Origin of the sequence: Nocardiopsis sp. RV163 (assembly GCF_001029525.1) — a bacterium.
GTDB classification, from domain to species: domain Bacteria; phylum Actinomycetota; class Actinomycetes; order Streptosporangiales; family Streptosporangiaceae; genus Nocardiopsis; species Nocardiopsis dassonvillei.
In genome coordinates this window covers 1-16,131 of record NZ_LEKI01000029.1, presented here as the reverse complement: position 1 = coordinate 16,131, position 16,131 = coordinate 1, and the positions used below count along the sequence as shown (strand labels likewise).

Below are 16,131 nucleotides of genomic sequence, written 5' to 3'. Positions count from 1 at the left end.
GACGGAATGAGCGACGGACACCGGCCCGGCCCCGAGGAGTCCCCTCCGGCGCCCGGGCGGAGCGGACCGCCCGCCGCGCGTGCGGAGGGCGTCCCGGCCGGTCCGGCCGACCCGGGCCCCGTCCCGGCGGACGCCGGACCCCGGACGGCTCCCGCGCAGGGGGGCGTCCCCGCCGGGGAGGACCCGGTCACCGACTGGCAGCGGCCGCACCCGCTCAGCGTGTGGGCGAGCGCCCTCGTCATCGGGCTGTTCCTCGTCCCGAGCGCGGTCGTGGCCAGCGTCGTGCTCGTGGTGGCCGGGCAGGCCGCGTGGGCCCTGCTCCCGGTCCCCGCCGCGCTGGCCTTCGTGGCGCTCATGACCTACATCGACCTGCTGCGCCTGCGCGCGACCCGCTACCGGGTCACCGACGAGCGCATGGAGATGCGCTCGGGCGTCATCGCCAAGTCCTACCGCTCCATCCCGCGCGAACGCGTGCGCAGCGTCGACGTGGCGGCGCCGATCTACGTGCGGGTCTTCGGACTGTGCTCGGTCACGGTCGGCACCGGCGAGAAGGTGGGGGCCGGGGCCGACCAGCTCCAACTGCTCTACGTCACCGCGGGGCAGGGAGAGTGGCTGCGCCGCGACCTGCTGCGCCGGGGCGCGCCCGCCGGCGGCGCCGTGTCCGGTGCCGACGGGGCCGCCGAGGACGGCGCGGGCGAGGAGGGCGAGACCGAACTGGCCCGCCTCGACCGCCGCTGGTTCGCCTACGCCCCCGCGACCACCGCGACCCTGGGCGTGGGCCTGGGCGCCATCGCCGGTCTTCTGGGGCTGAACGCCCAGACCGGCGGCGTGGGATGGGACTGGCTCTCCGAGCAGGCCGGCCTGCCCAGCGTGGAGGAGATGTCCTCGTTCGTAATGGGGCAGATCCTGATCGTGGTGCCCCTGATGCTGCTGGGTCTGTTGGTGTCCGGTGTGGTGGTCACGACCGCCGTGGCCGTGGAGACCTGGTGGAACTACCGCCTCACCCGGGAGGCAGACGGGACCGTGCGGCTGCGCCGGGGCCTGCTGACCAGCGTGTCGCTGTCGGTGGAGGGGCGCCGCCTCAACGGGGTCACGCTGCACGAGCCGTACGTGCTGCGGCTGTCGGGCGGAGCGGACGTGCGCGCGGTGGCCACCGGGCTGGCCGCGGCCGACGACCAGAAGACCAGCGCCAAGAGCCGCCTGTCCCCGGGCATGCCGCGGGACCGGGCCAGGAGGCTGGCCGCCGACCTGATGGGCACGCCGGACTCACCCCTGGACGCGGCCCTGGCCGTGCACCCCCGGACCGCGCTGCGCCGCCGCTTCACGCGGGCCGCCGTGGTCACCGTGCTGGGCGCGGTGCTCTCCGGGGCGCTGGCCTGGCTGCACACGCTGATCGCCCAGGCCTGGTGGGACGTGGTGCACGAGGTGGAGCGCGAGATCATCCCGGTGCCGCTGGCCACGAGCACGGTGGAGGTCACGCCGAGCTGGGCGTGGGCGGTGCTGGCGGCGGCGATCGCGGCGGCGGCGTTCTGGTACGCCGTGGGCTCCTACCGGGGCCTGGGCCACGGGCTGCACCCGCGCTACCTGGTGGTGCGCAAGGGGATGGCGGTACGCGACACGGTGACCCTGGAGCGGTCGGCGGTGATCGGCTGGCGCATCAACCGCTCACCGTTCCAGCGCAGGCTGGGTCTGGCCGACGTGGCCGCCACGACGGCGGCGGGGCAGGGGATGTACGCGGCCAGGGACGTGGGGCTGGGCCAGGGCCTGGCCTGGGCGGACGAGGCCGTCCCCGAGCTGCTGGCGCCCTTCCTGGTGCGCGACGGGCAGGAGCGCGAAGGCGGGGCGTTCCGCCCCTGAAGCGGGGGGCTCGTGCGGGCCGCGCGGTCCCGGCCCCCTCCCCCTCGCGGGGCGGGGGCCGGGACCCGGTCACGGGAGTTCGGGCACCGTGTTGCGGATCGGATCGCCGTCCACCCGCAGGCCGCTGGTGTGCGTGAGCGCCATCTCCAGGAACGGGTAGATCTCGAACACGCGCCCCATGCCCAGCGCCTCCAGCACACGCGCGGCGATGGGCGCGGGCTCGGCCAGGACCACGTGCCGCCCCTCGCGGGTGAGGCTCTTGTAGACCGCGACCAGGGCGCTGACACCGCTCGCGTCGAAGAAGTCGAGCCCGGACATGTCCACCACCAGGCAGTCGCAGCGTGAGGCGTGCGCGGCCTGGAGCAGCCGATCGCGCAGGCGGTCGGCGGTGGCGAGGTCAACCTCGCCGTGGACGGGCACCACCGTCACACCCGTACAGGGGAAACGCTCCTGGGCAGAGAACCGGGCATTCCTCGCCACGCGGGCCACCTCTCACCGGACGTAACCTTTCCACTACGCAACCGCGTAGGAGATCGTAACCTCTGCAGAGAGACCGTGGGGGTTTTTCGTGAGAAAAACCCGCGAAATCTCGCCGATGTGACCGTGGGGACAGTCCCGTGTCACCCCGTCCGGCGGGCGGCGGGACGCGCCGCGCGCGACCGCGGCCCGAACCCCTCACTTCTCCTCTCGGACACTCCGGGCGCACCCCCGCCCGTGGCCTTCCGCGCCCGAGTGCGGTAGAAGCGGTACAGGTGGCACCCCCGTGTGCCCGCGCCCACGGGCCGGGCCCGGGGCCGACCCCAGGGACAGCCCACGAGAAGGGAGGGAGCGGCGGGCCCCGGCCGACGGCCGCGGCGCTCCGCCGCGCACCCGATGACCGAAACCGCCGACACCCAGCCCGGCTGGTTCTCCCCCGAGGAGCTGGAGAGCATCCGCGGCCGCATGCCAGTCCTCTACGTCCAGGCGGTTCCCGTACGGGTGGACGAGGTGGGCCAGGTGACCCATGTCGGCCTGCTCATGCGGGCCGCGCCCGACGGCAGCTTCAACCGCTCGGTGGTCTCGGGCCGCGTGCTCTACCACGAGCGGATCCGCGACGCCCTCCTGCGCCACCTGGAGAAGGACCTGGGCCCGGTGGCCCTGCCCCGCGTCCCCGTCTCGCCGCAGCCGTTCACGGTGGCCGAGTACTTCCCCACACCGGGGGTCACCCCGTTCCACGACTCCCGCCAGCACGCGGTGGCCATGGCCTACATCGTCCCGGTCTCGGGGGACTGCCAGCCCCGCCAGGACGCCCTGGACCTGGTGTGGTTCACCCCGGAGGAGGCGGCCGGCGCACACCTGCGCGCGGAGATGACGGGCGGGCAGGACGTGCTGCTGCGCCAGGCGCTGGCCCACGTGGGCCACGTCCCCTGACCGGGACCTCCGCGCCCGCCGGGTCCGCTCCGGCGGGCCCGGCGGGGCGGACCCGGCACCGCCCCGGCGCGGGCGCCCCGGGGTGCGTAGGCTCGTGCCATGTCCGAACCGCTCGTCGCCGACGCCCTCGCCCTGGCCCTGGCCGCCGCCACCGGCCCGCACCGCCGTCGCGTGCTCGGCCTGGTCGGCGCACCCGCCGCGGGCAAGTCCACGCTCGCCCGCCACCTGGTGGCCGGGGTCGACGCCGCGCTGGGCCCGGGCGCGGCCGGGTACCTGCCCATGGACGGCTTCCACCTGTCCAACGCCCAGCTCGACCGGCTGGGGCGGCGCGACCGCAAGGGCGCGCCGGACACCTTCGACGCGCACGGCTACGCGGCCCTGGTGCGCCGCCTGCTCGCCGAGACCGACCACCCCGTCTACGTGCCCGACTACGACCGCGTGCTGCACGAACCCGTCGCCGCGCGGCACGTCATCGAGCCGCACACACGGCTGGTGGTGACCGAGGGCAACTACCTGGCCGGTGACGAGGAGCCCTGGGCCGGGCTGCGCGGGCTGTTCGCGCAGCTATGGTACGTGGAGGCCGACGACGACCTGCGCGAGCGCAGGCTGCACCGGCGCCAGCTCGCGGTCGGGGCGACCGCGGAGGCCGCCCGGGAGTGGGTGGAGCGCAGCGACCGCCCCAACGGGGAGCTGGTCAAGCGCTTCCGGGACAACTGCACGCGGGTGGTGCGCCCGGGCACTCTTCCCGAGGGCTGAGATCCGCCAGCGCGCCGTCCCGCGCACGGCCGCGTACCGCCGCCCCTGCACCAGAGGCCTCGCCCTGCCCGCCGGTCGCGGTGTGCGCATCGCCACCGCACGCGGCCGGGCCCGGGTGCGCGGGGCCCGGGGACGCGGAGGCCCGCGTGCGCGCGGGTTCCGGGCTCCTCGGCCCGGGAAAACCCCAGAAGGACACAGAGATCACACATGTCCACATAGTGAGACAAATGTTTCATGCAGTGGCGAGCGGAGCTAGCATCCAGCCATCCGCACCCGCTGACCTGGAAAGAAGTCCCATGACGGACGTCGCCCCACGCGCACCAGAAGAGGCCGAGCCACCGGCCAATCCCAAGAGGAAGGTCCTCGCGGCCAGCCTCGTGGGGACGTCCATCGAGTTCTACGACTTCTACATCTACGCGACGGCCGCGGTCCTGGTCTTCCCCGCGCTGTTCTTCCCCGAGGGCGACATGCTGGCGGCGCGGCTGCAGTCGCTGGCCACCTTCGCCATCGCCTTCGTCGCCCGCCCCATCGGCTCCTGGGTGTTCGGCCACTTCGGCGACCGCGTCGGGCGCAAGGCCACCCTGGTGGCGTCCCTGCTGACCATGGGCATCGCCACCGTCGGCATCGGCGTGCTGCCCACCTACGCGCAGGTGGGCGTCCTGGCCCCGCTGCTGCTGGCGGTGTGCCGCTTCGGCCAGGGCCTGGGACTGGGCGGGGAGTGGGGCGGCGCGGCCCTGCTGGCCACCGAGAACGCACCTCCGGGGAAGCGCGGCTTCTACGGCTCGTTCCCCCAGTTGGGCGCGCCGATCGGGTTCTTCCTCGCCAACGGCGTGTTCCTGGCCCTGAGCCAGTTCATGAGTGACGAGACCTTCCTGGCCTGGGGCTGGCGCGTGCCGTTCCTGCTCTCGACCCTGCTGATCGTGATCGGCCTGTGGGTCCGCCTGACCCTGCACGAGACCCCGGCCTTCGCCAAGATCGTCGCCTCAGGCGAGCGGGTGAAGTCTCCGATGGCGGAGGTGTTGCGCACCAACTGGCCCGCCGTGGTGCTGGGCACGCTGATCATGCTCGCCACCTACGTGCTGTTCTACCTGATGACCGTGTTCTCCCTGGGCTTCGGCACCGACCCGGTGGCGGGCCTGGGCTACGACCGGTCGCAGTTCCTGGTGTTCCTGCTGGTGGGCGTGGTGTTCTTCGGGGTTTTCACCCCCGTCGCGGGCCTGCTCGCCGACCGGTTCGGCCGCAAGCCGGTCCTGGTCTGGGTCACCGTCGCGATCATCGTCTTCGGCTTCGCCATGGGCCCGCTGATGGGCGGCGGCGGCACGGTCGGCGTGCTGGCCTTCCTCATCGTGGGGCTGAGCCTGATGGGCCTGACCTTCGGCCCGATGGCCTCCGTGCTGCCGGAGCTGTTCCCGACCAAGGTGCGCTACACCGGCGCCTCGGTGGCCTACAACCTGGCCGGCCTGCTGGGCGCCTCGTTCGCCCCCTACATCGCGACGTGGCTGGCGGGCACCCTGGGACTGAACTGGGTCGGCGGCTACCTGGTCCTGGTCGGCGTGATCACCCTGGTGGCGCTGCTGATCAGCCGTGAGACGCGCGACGACTCCCTGGACGACACCCCGGTGCGGGTGACCGGGCGCTAGGGGGTCTGTCCCCGGGGGACGGGTCGGGCGAGCGCGTGCCGCCCGGCCCGTCCCCGTCCTCACACGATCCGGTTCGGCGGCTCCCGGCCTTCGACGAAGGCCGCCACCGCGGCCGCCCACACCCCCCGGCGCCGTTCCTGGCACTCGCGGGTGTTGGCGGCGAACCGTGAGCTGAGCACCAGGTTGTCCAGCGGCGGATAGGGGTTGCGCTCGCCTACCAGGTCCAGCCCCGCGCCGCGCAGGCGCCCCGCTCGCAGCGCCTCCGTCAGCGCCCCGGAATCGATGACCTCGTTGGGTGAGATGCTCACCAGGACCGCCGAGGGCCTCATCAGGGCGAGTTCGGCCGCGCCCAGCAGGCCGCGGGTCGCGGTGTCCAGCGGCAGGGTGAGGAAGACCGCGTCGGACACCGCCAGGAGCTCGTCCAGCTCCACCTGGACCGAGCCCTCGGCCCGACGCGGGCTGCGGTTGGCGTGGACGGCCTCCATGCCCAGGCCGCGCACCATGCGCGCCACCCGCGCGCCGATGCCGCCCATGCCCACGATCCCCGCGGTGCCGCCCGCGAGTTCCATTCCCTGCTCCCCCGCGCAGAGCAGGTCGCCCGACCGGACGCGTGCGTGGACGGGCACGATCCTCTTGGCCGCGGCCATCATCAGCGCGACGGCGTGCTCGGCCACCGCGGGGCCGGTGTACCCGGCGGTGTTGCACACGGCCACGCCGCGCTCGCGGCAGTACTCCAGGTCCACGTACTCCACGGCCGTGGTGGTGGCCACCACCAGCTCCAGGTCGGGCAGCAGGCTCAGGTTCCGTGCGCCCAGGTCGGCGTAGGTGGTGACCAGGACCCGCGTGTCCGGGCGGCGCCGGAACTCCTCGGCCGGGTCCAGGCCGCCGTCGGCGGTCTGGACCCAGTGCGCCTCCAGCGCGTCGGACAGGTGGTCCAGGGTGTCAGTGGGGAGGGGGTGCCGGTCGTTGAGCACGAGACAGCGGACGGGCCGGGTCAAACCGTTCCTCCAGGGGGTGGTGGAATGCGCGGCCGCGGCCCGGGCCGGGCCCCCGCCGCCGACAGGGTGTTCAGGGCCGGGGAGCCGACGCATCGCCCAGGACCTCCCCGACCTCCTTGTAACGTTTCCAGGCCAAGCCGCGCAGGAACTCCCCGGATCCCTCACCGTGTGCCTCCCAGACGTCGGGAGCCCACTCCTGTTCCAGGTTGCGCCAGCCGGTCAGGGGATACAGGTGCTGGAAGGGCGGCGGCGGGGGCATCTCAGCCGCCACGCGCTCGGCCAGGGAGGCCAGGCGCGGGCGGTCCACCTCACCGACCAGTGCCAGGGCCTCGGCCAGGTCGGTGTTGCCGCCGCCCAGGCCGTACCCGTGGAGGGAGCCGTCCACGAGGTCGAAGCCCGCCTCCAGCGCGATCCGGGAGTTGGCGACGGCGTGGCCGAGGTTGTCGTGGCCGTGGAAGCCCGCCGGTCCGGGCCAGGCGGCCCGCACCCCGGCGAAGAGCTCGGCGGCGTGCTCGGGCAGCAGCGCGCCGCGCGAGTCGGCCAGGTAGAGCCAGTCGGCGACGCCCGCCCGTGCGACGCGCTCGGCCGCCTCGGCCAGTTCGCCGGGTTCGTAGGCGGTGACGCTGATGAGGTTGAGGGAGCAGGTGACGCCGGTGGCGCGCACCGCCTCCGCCGCGGGAAGCACGTGGTCCAGCCTCTCCAGGAGGCAGGTCAGGCGGACCACGTCGAGTACCTCGGCACGGGGCCGCAGCAGGGCGGCGACCTCGCCGGGGCTCCTGCCGTTCACGGCGAGCATGGCGACGACGCGGGCCGGTCCGGCGTCCTCGCCGACCCGGCGCAGCAGTTCGGGCGGGCACCGGAGCGTGGGTTCGCGCCCGGGGTCGTCGCTGATGTAGCCGACCTCCACGTAGGGAACGCCGACCTCGCCGAGTACCTTGGCGTGCTCGCGCACCGTGGCTCCGCTGAAGCGCCAGTCGTTGAGGTAGCCGCCGTCGCGCAGGGTGACGTCCAGGATCAGGGGGCGCCGGGTTTCGGCGTCGGTGTGTCGAACGGGCACGTCATGCCTCCTGACAGGCGCCTGGCGCTCACCCTAAGTAAGTTGACCACTACCCAAGGGGATCAAACATCCGGTTCCGTCCCCGCCAGCGCCCCGGCCCTGGAGGGGCCGACGACCTGTTTGCGCTGCTCGCCCCGGGGGGTAGTCGGAGAGCGGGGACCTTCGCCGACGACGCGCGGGCCGCGTCCCCGGGCCCGCGAACCTCGCCGACGGCGGAGGAAGGACACGGGGACACTCTTCTCGGGGGGCTAGCGATGGCTGGATCAGAGGGCGCAGACCGCATGGAACCGCCGCCGGTGTCGGTCACGGGACCGGCCGCGCCGCCGGAGCAGCGGGGTCCGACGGACGAGTACGCGGGGACCGACCGCCTCGCCGACGAGCAGGAGCTGCTGGAGGGCGCGGACATCATCGAAGGCGACGACGGGGCCAGCTTCACCGTCCTGGAGCGCCAGACCTGCTTGAACCTGCTGGCCACGCGCGACCTCGGGCGCGTGGCCTTCACCATCGAGGGGGACGCGGCACCCACGGTTCTGCCGGTGAACTACACGATGGTCGACGACGGCATCGTGTTCCGCTCCACACTGGCCGGGGCCATCATGCGCCACGCGCGCGGGTACGCAGCCTTCCAGGTGGACAGCCTCGACGAGGAGCGCCGCGAGGGGTGGAGCGTGCTGGCCAGCGGGCCGTGCGCGTGGATCCGCGACGCCGCCCGGCTGGCGCGCCTGCCGCAGGGCGGTCTGCCCCGGCCCTGGGCGGAGGGGACGCGCGACCAGGTCCTGAGGATCACGCCCGGCAGGCTGAGCGGACGGCAGATCCACCGGCGCTGACCCGGCGGCCCGGCCCGGAGGGGTTCGGGGACCGTCACAGGACCCGACGGGCACCGGGCCGGGCACGGCACCCGCCGCCGCGCAGCGGTCAGTCGGCGGGTCGGTGCAGCAGGAACACCCCTGAGTAGAGGGGCTGGTCCGCGCGCTGGTCCTCGGTGGCCACGTACTCGTCCAGGACGGCGACGATGCGGCGGTCCAGCTCCGACACGTCCTCGTCGGACAGGTGCAGCGCGAAGCGCGCGTAGCTGCGCACCGAGTCCGGTCCGGCCTCGCTCAGCTCCTGCTGGAAGGCCTCCACCGGAGCGGAGGCGGAGGCGGGGTCGGCCTCCGCCAGAGGGCTGTCCAGCCACCAGGTCTCCCCGGTGGCGCGGTAGGGCTTCTCCAGCGCGCCGCTGGCCCCGGTGCGCACGGGCGCGGCCAGTAGCAGGCCCGCGTCCACGAGCTGGCGGACGTGGTACAGGACCGTGCCCGGGGTGACCTCCAGACGGTCGGCCAGCTCCTTGTTGGTGAGTTCCCGGGTCAGGCAGAGCCGCAGGATGCGGACCCGCAGCGGGTGGGCCAGGGCCTTGGCCTCCTGGACCGTGGCCGGTCGTCGCGTGCGCGGGCGGCGGGCGGTCCCGCTCTGTTCCGGTTCTCCCATGTCCCGAGGGTAACAACGGTCGGTTTCCGGCGATCGATTGAGTTTTATCAATCGATCTGCCATTCTCGACCGCATGACGGAAGCCGACCCCCCGCACATCCCTCCCCCTCCGGTACCGCGCCCGCGCCCCGCGCCGATGGGCGCCGCCTTCTGGAACCTGTGGACCTCCTCCGCCCTGTCCAACCTCGCCGACGGCGTGCTGAAGACGGCTCTGCCGCTGGTGGCGCTGCGCTTCACCGACTCCCCCGCCCTCATCGCCGGGGTGACGTTCGCGCTGACCCTTCCGTGGCTGTTCTTCGCGCTCCCGGCGGGTGCCCTGGCCGACCGGCTCGACCGGCGCCGGACGATGCTCGGCGCCAACCTGGCCCGGGCGCTGCTGCTCGGCGGCCTTGCGCTGTCCCTGGCCCTGGACCTGGGCTCGGTCTGGCTGCTGTACGCGGTGGCGCTGTGCGTCGGGGTCACCGAGACCCTCTACGACACCTCGGCCCAGTCGATCCTGCCGCAGGTGGTCGGCCGCGACCGGCTCCCCCGGGCCAACGGGCGGCTGCACGCCGCCGAGCTGACCGCGAACCAGTTCCTCGGGCCTCCTCTCGGCGGCCTGCTGGTGGCGGTGGGCGCGGCGGCGGCCTTCACCGCCCCGGCGTCGCTGTGGCTGGCCGCCGTGGGCGCGCTGCTGCTGGTGCGCGGCCGGTTCCGGACCGGGCGGGCCGTGCCCGCCGCCCTGCGCGACGACATCGCCGAGGGGCTGCGCTTCCTGTGGCGCGACCGAATCCTGCGCTCGTTCGCGGCGATGGTGGGAGCCAGCAACTTCGCCAGCAACGCGGCCTTCACCGTCTTCGTGCTCTTCGCGGTGGGCCCCGACTCGCCCATGGGCCTGTCCGAGCCCGCCTACGGCCTGCTCATGACCGCCGTCGCCGCGGGCAGCGTGATCGGCGCCCTGTGCGCCGGGCGGATCGAGCGACTGGTGGGACGCACCCGGGCGCTGCGGACCTGCGTGCTGACCTTCGCCGTGCTCGTGGGCCTGCCCGCGCTGACCGCCGAACCCGTCCCGGTCGCGGCGGGCCTCTTCGCGGGCGGGGTGGGGATCGCGGTGTGGAACGTGGTCACGGTGTCGCTGCGCCAGCGGATCACCCCCGACCCCCTGCTCGGCCGGGTGAACAGCGCCTACCGGCTGCTGGCCTGGGGCACCATGCCGCTGGGCGCCGCCACGGGCGGCCTCCTCGCGCAGTTCCTCGGCCTGACCTGGGTGTTCGCGTCCATGGGGCTGCTGTGCCTGGGGCTGCTCGCCGGGCTGGCCAGGTTGGACGACGCGGCCCTGGCCGCGGCGGAGCGCCGGGCCGACGAGGACCGGGAAACCCTCGGGGGCCGGTGAAAACCGGTGGACTCCCCCGGACGCGCGGTGGAGCATGGGGAACCATGACCCCACCCGAGGAAGAGGTGCTGGAGGGCGGCAACGTCGCCGACCAGGTGGTGCGCGTGGGCCGGACCGTGCGCAAACCGTGGCGGCGCTCCTCCCCTTCCGTGCTGCACCTGCTCACGTACCTGCACGCCAGCGGCTACGAGGCGTCCCCTGCCGCGGTCGGCAGGGACGGGCGGGGCCGCCAGGTGCTCGGGTACGTGCCCGGGACGTTGGCGGACCGGACGGCTCCGCTGACGGAGCAGGAACTGCACCGGCTGGGCGGGACGATCCGCCGCCTCCACGACCTGACCGCCGTGTACCGGCCCCGGGAGGAGCCGGTGTGGGAGGTGCCCATCCCCCACGAGCGCGAGGACCTCGTCTGCCACAACGACCTGGCGCCGTGGAACCTGGTGCGCGACGGCGACGCCTGGACCTTCATCGACTGGGACGGAGCCGGTCCGGGCACGCGCATGGGCGACCTCGGGTACGCCGCGCACGGGTTCGTGCCGCTGCACGAGGGCGGGGACCCCCGGCGCGACGCGCGGCGTCTGCGCGCCCTGGCGGACGGGTACGGGTGCGACGGGGCCCAGCGCCGTGAGCTGCCCGACGCTGTCCTGGAGCGCGTGCACGGTATGTACGACCTGCTGACGGAGGGCGCGCGGAGGGGCGAGCAGCCGTGGGCGCGCCTGCACTCGGAGGGGCACGCCGACCACTGGGGCCCGGCGTCGGAGTACGTCGAGCGCAACCGCGAGCCGTGGCGGGAGGCGCTGCTGCGCTGACGGAGGACCCGCGCGCCGCCTCGCGCCTCGTCGACGCGAGCGGGCCCCCGACGCGCTCCGGGACACGGCGGGCGCACAGGCCTCCCGGACCGGCCGGAACCGGAACCTAGGGCGCGCTCCACACGAAGGCCGCCGAGATCGGGTGGCCCCGGAACCTCTCCCACTTGGGCTTGGCCGCCACCCAGGTGTCGTCCACGGTGCCCTCCGCCATCTCGGCCAGTCGCCACCCCGCGGCCGAGGCGGCGCGCACGTGGTCGCTGATGAGGTGGACGTGGGTGGCGATGGCGATGTCCTCGCCGGAGGTGTCGGTGTAGTGGGTCGGCATCCCCGAGACCATCGAGAACTGCGGGTGGTAGGCGACCAGCACGCACGTCCCCCCGAGCCGGACCAGCCGCCGGGCCTCGGCGTAGAAGGGCGCCAGGTCCGGCAGGTGCTCGTCGATCAGGGAGGCGATGACCAGGTCGTAGGCGGCGCCGGGCAGGCCCGTGTCGCGCACGTCGCCCCGGGTGAGGCTGTCGTGGGCGCCGCGCCTGTCGGCCAGCGCCAGCATGCCGGGGCTGAGGTCGACTCCGTCCACTCTCCCGGCCCCGCGTCCGCGCAGCCACGAACCGGTGCGGCCGGTGCCGCAGCCCAGGTCGGCGGCGCGGGCGACGGCCGGCCAGTCGGGGACGGCCAGGCCGTCCAGGAGGGCGAGGTCCATGGCGTCCAGGACGGAGTCCTCATAGGTGCTGGACCAGCCGTCGTAGCCGGTGGCCACGTCGACGGTGCGGTAGTGGCGGGTGTCGAAGTCCGCGAAGTCGGGCATGGGGGCGAGTATGGCGTGGTCGGCCCGGGGGCGGCGAGCCCTTTTTGGCACGGGCCAGCGGCCGGGAAAACCGGTTGCCGTTGACGCGTGGGGACTCCTAGGTTGGTCGCCATGTGCTGCTTCCAGGCCATCATCCGCCGGGCCCACGCCTGGCCGGTGAGCTGCCACACCCACGTCGTCCGGCCCCGGTCCCCGCGCCTGGGCCGGTAGTCCGCCGTCCCGGCAGCCGGCAGACCCCGCCCGCGGGGTCCGTCCGGCCCGCCGGGGGCCCAGCCCCTCCCCGTCCTCCGCTTCGCGCGCGTGTCCCCACGGCGTGCCCGGACGGCCCGGGAGGGGTGCGCCGCCCGCCGCCGCCTTCGGCGCGGGCGCGCCCGTGCGCGCCCGCACGGCGGTCGGCCCGGCGACGACCGCGGACGACACCTCTTCCTCCCCGTGTGACCCTCCGGTCCAGGCACAGTCGCGTCCCTTCTTCCCTCGGACGGGCTGCCCGGACCTCCTTTCGCGCTGTCGCGCGCCTTGTGGCGCGCGCCCGTCCGTGCCGCCCGTCCTCGTCGGCCACCGCATGGTGGCTGGAACGGACCTTCCGTGGCACGTACCGAACGCTCCCGTCGCACGGGTGCCGGTGACAACCGGCGCCGCTTCTCCCAGAACTTCCTCGCCGACCCGGGCTCAGCACGCCGCGTGGTGGCGGCGGCCGGGATCGGCCCCGCCGACCTGGTGGTGGAGGTGGGACAGGGTGAGGGCGCCCTCACCCGCTTCCTGGCCCCGGCCGCCCGCCGGGTCCTGGCCTACGAGATCGACCCGCGCCTGGCCGAACGGCTCTCCGCGCGCTACCGCGACCCCGCGAGCGGGGTGCGGGTGGTGCGGGCCGACTTCACCCGGGTGCGCCCGCCGCGGGGCGAGTTCCACCTGGTGGGCAACATCCCCTACGCGCGCACCGCGGACATCGTGCGCTGGTGCCTGGGCGCGCGGGGCCTGGCCTCGGCCACCCTCGTCACCCAGCTGGAGTACGCGCGCAAGCGCACCGGCGGGTTCGGGCGGTGGAGCCGGTTGACGGTGATGACCTGGCCGGAGTGGTCGTGGTCGCTGGCCGGGCGGATCGACCGGCAGCGGTTCCGTCCGGTGCCCCGGGTGGATTCGGGCATCCTGGTGCTGCGCAGGCGGCGGACGCCCCTGGTGGATCCGGTGCGGATGAGCGGCTACCGGCGCCTGGTCGAGCTGGGCTTCGGGGGCGCGGGCGGATCGCTGGGCGCGTCGCTGCGCCGCGCCCACCCCGTCCGGCGGGTGGACCGGGCGCTGGCCCGGGCCGGGATCGCGCCGAATGCCCCCGTCGGTCACGTGGACCCGGGGCAGTGGCTGGAGGTCTTCCGGGCGCTGGAGGGCTGAGCCCGCGCGTCACGCGACCGCCACGACGGCGAGGAGACGGTGTCCACCGGGCCGGTCGGCTGACCGGCCCGGGCGCCCTCAGCCCAGGAAGTCCAGGAGGGCGGCGGTCAGCTCGGCCGGTGCGTCCTCCTGGACGAGGTGCCCGGCCCCGGGCAGGACGCGCAACCGCGCCCCGGGGATCGCGGCGGCGAGCCGTCGACCCCGGTCCAGGGGGAGCCAGGTGTCCTCCTCGCCCCACACCACCAGCACCGGCAGGTCCAGTTCGGCGTAGGCGTCCTCGACCTCGGCGGTGTAGCGCTCGTCGGCCTGGGCGATCTGCCGGTAGAACGCGGGCTGCCCGTCCTCGCCCAGCCAGGGGCGCACGAGCGCGTCCAGGACGTCGGTGCGGGGCGCGCGGTGCGCCGCCGAGGAGACGTAGGCGCGCACCAGCGCCTCGTGCAGGTGCGGGGGCAGCGCGGCGAAGACGTCAGCGTTGGCGTTGACGAGGCGGAAGAAGTCGCTTCCCCAGGGTCGGACGCTGACCGCGTCGACCAGGGCGAGGCGGTCGTAGGCGGCCCCGTCCAGGACGGCCGAGCGCAGGGCCACCGCGCCGCCGAAGTCGTGCGCCACCACGGCCGGGCGCTCCAGCCCCCAGTGGTCGAGCAGGGCGGTGAACGCGGCCTGCTGGGCGGCCAGCGACACGTCCTGCCCCTCGTGCTTGGCCGAGGCCCCGTAGCCGGGCATGTCCCACACGTGGACGGTGAACCGGGAGCTCAGGGCGCGGGCGACGTGGCGCCAGACGTGGGAGGAGAAGGGCGTGCCGTGCAGCAGCACGACCGGGTCCCCGTCCCCGAACCGGGCCCAGCGCACGGTTCCGTTGGGCGCTTCGAAGCTCCGGTCGAGTGTCCAGGCGTCGCCGCTCATGTGGTGCCTTTCCGTCACGGGGTCGCGGGCCGTACCGAGGCTAGGGGGCCGCGGTGACGTTCCGGTGCTCCGGGGCGGGTTCGCGCGCGGGGCGGCCCCGCCGCGCACTGCTCACACCCTCAGGACGGCGAAGCACTCCCCCGGCACGGTGACGGTGGTCCCCGCGGTCCTGGGCTCGCCATTGGCGAGCAGGAGTTCGCGCGGGGCCGCGTCCAGCTCCACCTCGGCGCCCTCGGCGTCCAGGTTGCACACCACCCGCAGGTCCCCCCGGACCAGGACGAGCTGGCGCCCGCCGCCCCCCGTCTGGACCGCGGAGCGGTCCAGACGAGGGTCGGACAGCTCCGGTTCCACGCGCCGCAGGGCGATGAGCGCCCGGTAGGTGTCCAGGACCAGCCCGTGCGGTTCGCGTCCGGGCTCGGACCAGTCCAGGACGGCGCCGTCGCGGGTGGCCGGGGCCATGGGGTCGGGGATCTCCTCCTCGGCCCACCCCAGCTCCGCGAACTCGCGGCGGCGGCCCTCGCGCACGCCCCTGACCAGTTCGGGGTCGGTGAAGGAGGCGAAGAACGGCCAGGGCGTGGCGGCCCCCCACTCCTCCCCCATGAAGATCATGGGGGTGTAGGGGGAGCACAGCACCAGCGCGGCGCCGCAGGCCAGCAGGCCCGGGGAGAGGTGTTCGCCCATGCGGTCGCCCCGGGCCCGGTTGCCGATCTGGTCGTGGGTGCTCAGATAGGCCAGGAAGCGGCTGCCGGGGACGCGCGCGGTGTCCACGGGCGCGCCGTGGGTGCGGCCGCGGAAGCTGGAGCGGGTGCCCGTGTGCCAGAACGCGCGGGTGAGCGCGGCGGGCAGAGCCCCGGGGTCAGCGAAGTCGGCGTAGTAGCCGTGCGCCTCCCCGGTGAGGGCGACGTGCAGGGCGTGGTGGAGGTCGTCGGACCACTGGGCGGTCATGCCCAGGCCGCCCGCCTCCCGGGGCAGGACGGTGCGGGGGTCGTTGCGGTCGGACTCGGCGACCAGGGACAGCGGCCGGTTCAGGGCGGCGGCGAGGGCTTGCACCTCCTCGGCGAGTTCGGCCAGCAGCGGGGTGGCGCGGTCGTCGCGCAGGGCGTGCACGGCGTCCAGGCGCAGTCCGTCCAGGTGGTAGTGGCGCATCCAGTCCAGGGCGTTGTCCAGGACCGTGCGGCGGACCGGGTCGGAGTCGGGGCCGTCCAGGTTGAGGGAGGGCCCCCAGGCGTTCTCGCCGCGGAAGTAGGGGCCGAAACGGGGCATGTAGGCACCCGAGGGGCCCAGGTGGTTGTAGACCACGTCGAGCAGGACGGCCAGGCCGCGGCGGTGGCAGGCGTCGACGAGGGCCTTGAGGGCGTCGGGGCCGCCGTAGGGGTCGTGGACGGCCGCCCACAGGACGCCGTCGTAGCCCCAGCCGTGGGTTCCGTCGAAGGCGTTGACCGGCATGAGTTCGACGTGGGTGACGCCGAGGTCGACCAGGTGGTCGAGGCGGTCGGCGACGGCGGCGAGGGTGCCCTGGGGGGTGAAGGTGCCCACGTGGAGTTCGTAGACGACGGCGCCCGCGAGGGGACGCCCGGTCCAGGCGGCGTCGGTCCAGGCGAAGACGGCGTGGTCGTAAACGCGGCTGGGGCCGTGGACGCCGTGGGGCTGGTGGAGCGATCGGGGGTCGGGCAG

The 16,131-nt window shown here is 74.5% G+C and carries 15 protein-coding genes; 8 read left to right on the top strand and 7 right to left on the bottom strand.

Annotation, left to right across the window (positions count from 1 at the left end):
• The first annotated feature begins 6 nt into the window (after positions 1–6).
• Positions 7–1,857 (top strand): PH domain-containing protein, encoded by a 1,851-nt coding sequence (locus ABD54_RS08070; RefSeq protein WP_047868806.1) that lies wholly within the window; start codon positions 7–9, stop codon positions 1,855–1,857.
• A gap of 69 nt (positions 1,858–1,926) precedes the next feature.
• Here ABD54_RS08070 and ABD54_RS08065 read toward each other — a convergent pair whose 3' ends face one another.
• Positions 1,927–2,286: an STAS domain-containing protein gene (locus ABD54_RS08065; protein WP_047868805.1), complete on the bottom strand. Its 360-nt coding sequence runs from the start codon at positions 2,284–2,286 to the stop codon at positions 1,927–1,929.
• Between the two features lie 444 nt (positions 2,287–2,730).
• On the opposite strand from ABD54_RS08065, the gene ABD54_RS08060 reads away from it, so the two are divergent.
• The 3 genes from ABD54_RS08060 (at position 2,731) to ABD54_RS08050 (ending at position 5,663) form a co-directional block, all read left to right on the top strand.
• A complete protein-coding gene (locus tag ABD54_RS08060; RefSeq protein WP_047868804.1) occupies positions 2,731–3,267 on the top strand; it encodes an NUDIX hydrolase family protein in 537 nt (178 codons plus the stop codon).
• Positions 3,268–3,366: 99 nt separating this feature from the next.
• Positions 3,367–4,023, top strand: a complete 657-nt coding sequence (locus ABD54_RS08055; RefSeq protein ID WP_047868803.1) for a nucleoside/nucleotide kinase family protein — start codon at positions 3,367–3,369, stop codon at positions 4,021–4,023.
• A gap of 296 nt (positions 4,024–4,319) precedes the next feature.
• On the top strand, positions 4,320–5,663 hold the full coding sequence (locus tag ABD54_RS08050; RefSeq protein ID WP_200904066.1) for an MFS transporter: 1,344 nt from the start codon (positions 4,320–4,322) through the stop codon (positions 5,661–5,663).
• Positions 5,664–5,722: 59 nt separating this feature from the next.
• Here the strand turns inward: ABD54_RS08050 and ABD54_RS08045 are convergent, their stop codons facing one another.
• Together ABD54_RS08045 and ABD54_RS08040 are read right to left on the bottom strand one after the other, a co-directional pair.
• Entirely contained in the window at positions 5,723–6,661 is a 939-nt protein-coding gene (locus tag ABD54_RS08045) for a 2-hydroxyacid dehydrogenase (protein ID WP_235432008.1), read from the bottom strand.
• Positions 6,662–6,731: 70 nt separating this feature from the next.
• Positions 6,732–7,718, bottom strand: coding sequence for a pyruvate carboxyltransferase (locus tag ABD54_RS08040; protein WP_047868800.1), 987 nt, complete (start codon positions 7,716–7,718; stop codon positions 6,732–6,734).
• A gap of 254 nt (positions 7,719–7,972) precedes the next feature.
• Here ABD54_RS08040 and ABD54_RS08035 point away from each other — a divergent pair, with 254 nt between their 5' ends.
• The gene (locus ABD54_RS08035) at positions 7,973–8,545 is read left to right on the top strand and encodes a pyridoxamine 5'-phosphate oxidase family protein (protein ID WP_047868799.1); all 573 of its coding nucleotides are present in this window, start codon (positions 7,973–7,975) and stop codon (positions 8,543–8,545) included.
• Positions 8,546–8,633: 88 nt separating this feature from the next.
• Here the strand turns inward: ABD54_RS08035 and ABD54_RS08030 are convergent, their stop codons facing one another.
• Positions 8,634–9,185: a transcriptional regulator gene (locus ABD54_RS08030; protein WP_047868798.1), complete on the bottom strand. Its 552-nt coding sequence runs from the start codon at positions 9,183–9,185 to the stop codon at positions 8,634–8,636.
• A gap of 136 nt (positions 9,186–9,321) precedes the next feature.
• On the opposite strand from ABD54_RS08030, the gene ABD54_RS08025 reads away from it, so the two are divergent.
• Positions 9,322–10,557: an MFS transporter gene (locus ABD54_RS08025; RefSeq protein ID WP_047868797.1), complete on the top strand. Its 1,236-nt coding sequence runs from the start codon at positions 9,322–9,324 to the stop codon at positions 10,555–10,557.
• 44 nt (positions 10,558–10,601) lie between these two features.
• Positions 10,602–11,363, top strand: coding sequence for a phosphotransferase (locus tag ABD54_RS08020; protein WP_047868796.1), 762 nt, complete (start codon positions 10,602–10,604; stop codon positions 11,361–11,363).
• Positions 11,364–11,469: 106 nt separating this feature from the next.
• On the opposite strand, the gene ABD54_RS08015 is transcribed toward ABD54_RS08020, so the two are convergent.
• Positions 11,470–12,168: a class I SAM-dependent methyltransferase gene (locus ABD54_RS08015; RefSeq protein WP_047868795.1), complete on the bottom strand. Its 699-nt coding sequence runs from the start codon at positions 12,166–12,168 to the stop codon at positions 11,470–11,472.
• A gap of 585 nt (positions 12,169–12,753) precedes the next feature.
• On the opposite strand from ABD54_RS08015, the gene erm reads away from it, so the two are divergent.
• Positions 12,754–13,554 (top strand): ErmE/ErmH/ErmO/ErmR family 23S rRNA (adenine(2058)-N(6))-methyltransferase, encoded by an 801-nt coding sequence (gene erm, locus ABD54_RS08010; protein ID WP_047868794.1) that lies wholly within the window; start codon positions 12,754–12,756, stop codon positions 13,552–13,554.
• 78 nt (positions 13,555–13,632) lie between these two features.
• Here erm and ABD54_RS08005 read toward each other — a convergent pair whose 3' ends face one another.
• Together ABD54_RS08005 and treZ are read right to left on the bottom strand one after the other, a co-directional pair.
• Positions 13,633–14,457 carry an alpha/beta fold hydrolase gene (locus ABD54_RS08005; RefSeq protein ID WP_047868793.1) on the bottom strand — a complete coding sequence of 275 codons (825 nt, stop codon included), beginning with the start codon at positions 14,455–14,457 and terminating at the stop codon, positions 13,633–13,635.
• 111 nt (positions 14,458–14,568) lie between these two features.
• On the bottom strand, positions 14,569–16,131 hold a 1,563-nt coding region (gene treZ, locus ABD54_RS08000; RefSeq protein ID WP_047868792.1), incomplete at its 5' end, for a malto-oligosyltrehalose trehalohydrolase.

Excerpts from the sequence above, each read along its gene's own strand:
- ABD54_RS08070 (WP_047868806.1), top strand. The coding sequence starts at position 7 with ATGAGCGACGGACACCGGCCCGGCCCCGAGGAGTCCCCTCCGGCGCCC.
- ABD54_RS08060 (WP_047868804.1), top strand. The coding sequence starts at position 2,731 with ATGACCGAAACCGCCGACACCCAGCCCGGCTGGTTCTCCCCCGAGGAG.
- ABD54_RS08055 (WP_047868803.1), top strand. The coding sequence starts at position 3,367 with ATGTCCGAACCGCTCGTCGCCGACGCCCTCGCCCTGGCCCTGGCCGCC.
- ABD54_RS08050 (WP_200904066.1), top strand. The coding sequence starts at position 4,320 with ATGACGGACGTCGCCCCACGCGCACCAGAAGAGGCCGAGCCACCGGCC.
- ABD54_RS08035 (WP_047868799.1), top strand. The coding sequence starts at position 7,973 with ATGGCTGGATCAGAGGGCGCAGACCGCATGGAACCGCCGCCGGTGTCG.
- ABD54_RS08030 (WP_047868798.1), bottom strand. The coding sequence starts at position 9,185 with ATGGGAGAACCGGAACAGAGCGGGACCGCCCGCCGCCCGCGCACGCGA.
- ABD54_RS08025 (WP_047868797.1), top strand. The coding sequence starts at position 9,322 with ATGGGCGCCGCCTTCTGGAACCTGTGGACCTCCTCCGCCCTGTCCAAC.
- ABD54_RS08020 (WP_047868796.1), top strand. The coding sequence starts at position 10,602 with ATGACCCCACCCGAGGAAGAGGTGCTGGAGGGCGGCAACGTCGCCGAC.
- ABD54_RS08015 (WP_047868795.1), bottom strand. The coding sequence starts at position 12,168 with ATGCCCGACTTCGCGGACTTCGACACCCGCCACTACCGCACCGTCGAC.
- ABD54_RS08005 (WP_047868793.1), bottom strand. The coding sequence starts at position 14,457 with ATGAGCGGCGACGCCTGGACACTCGACCGGAGCTTCGAAGCGCCCAAC.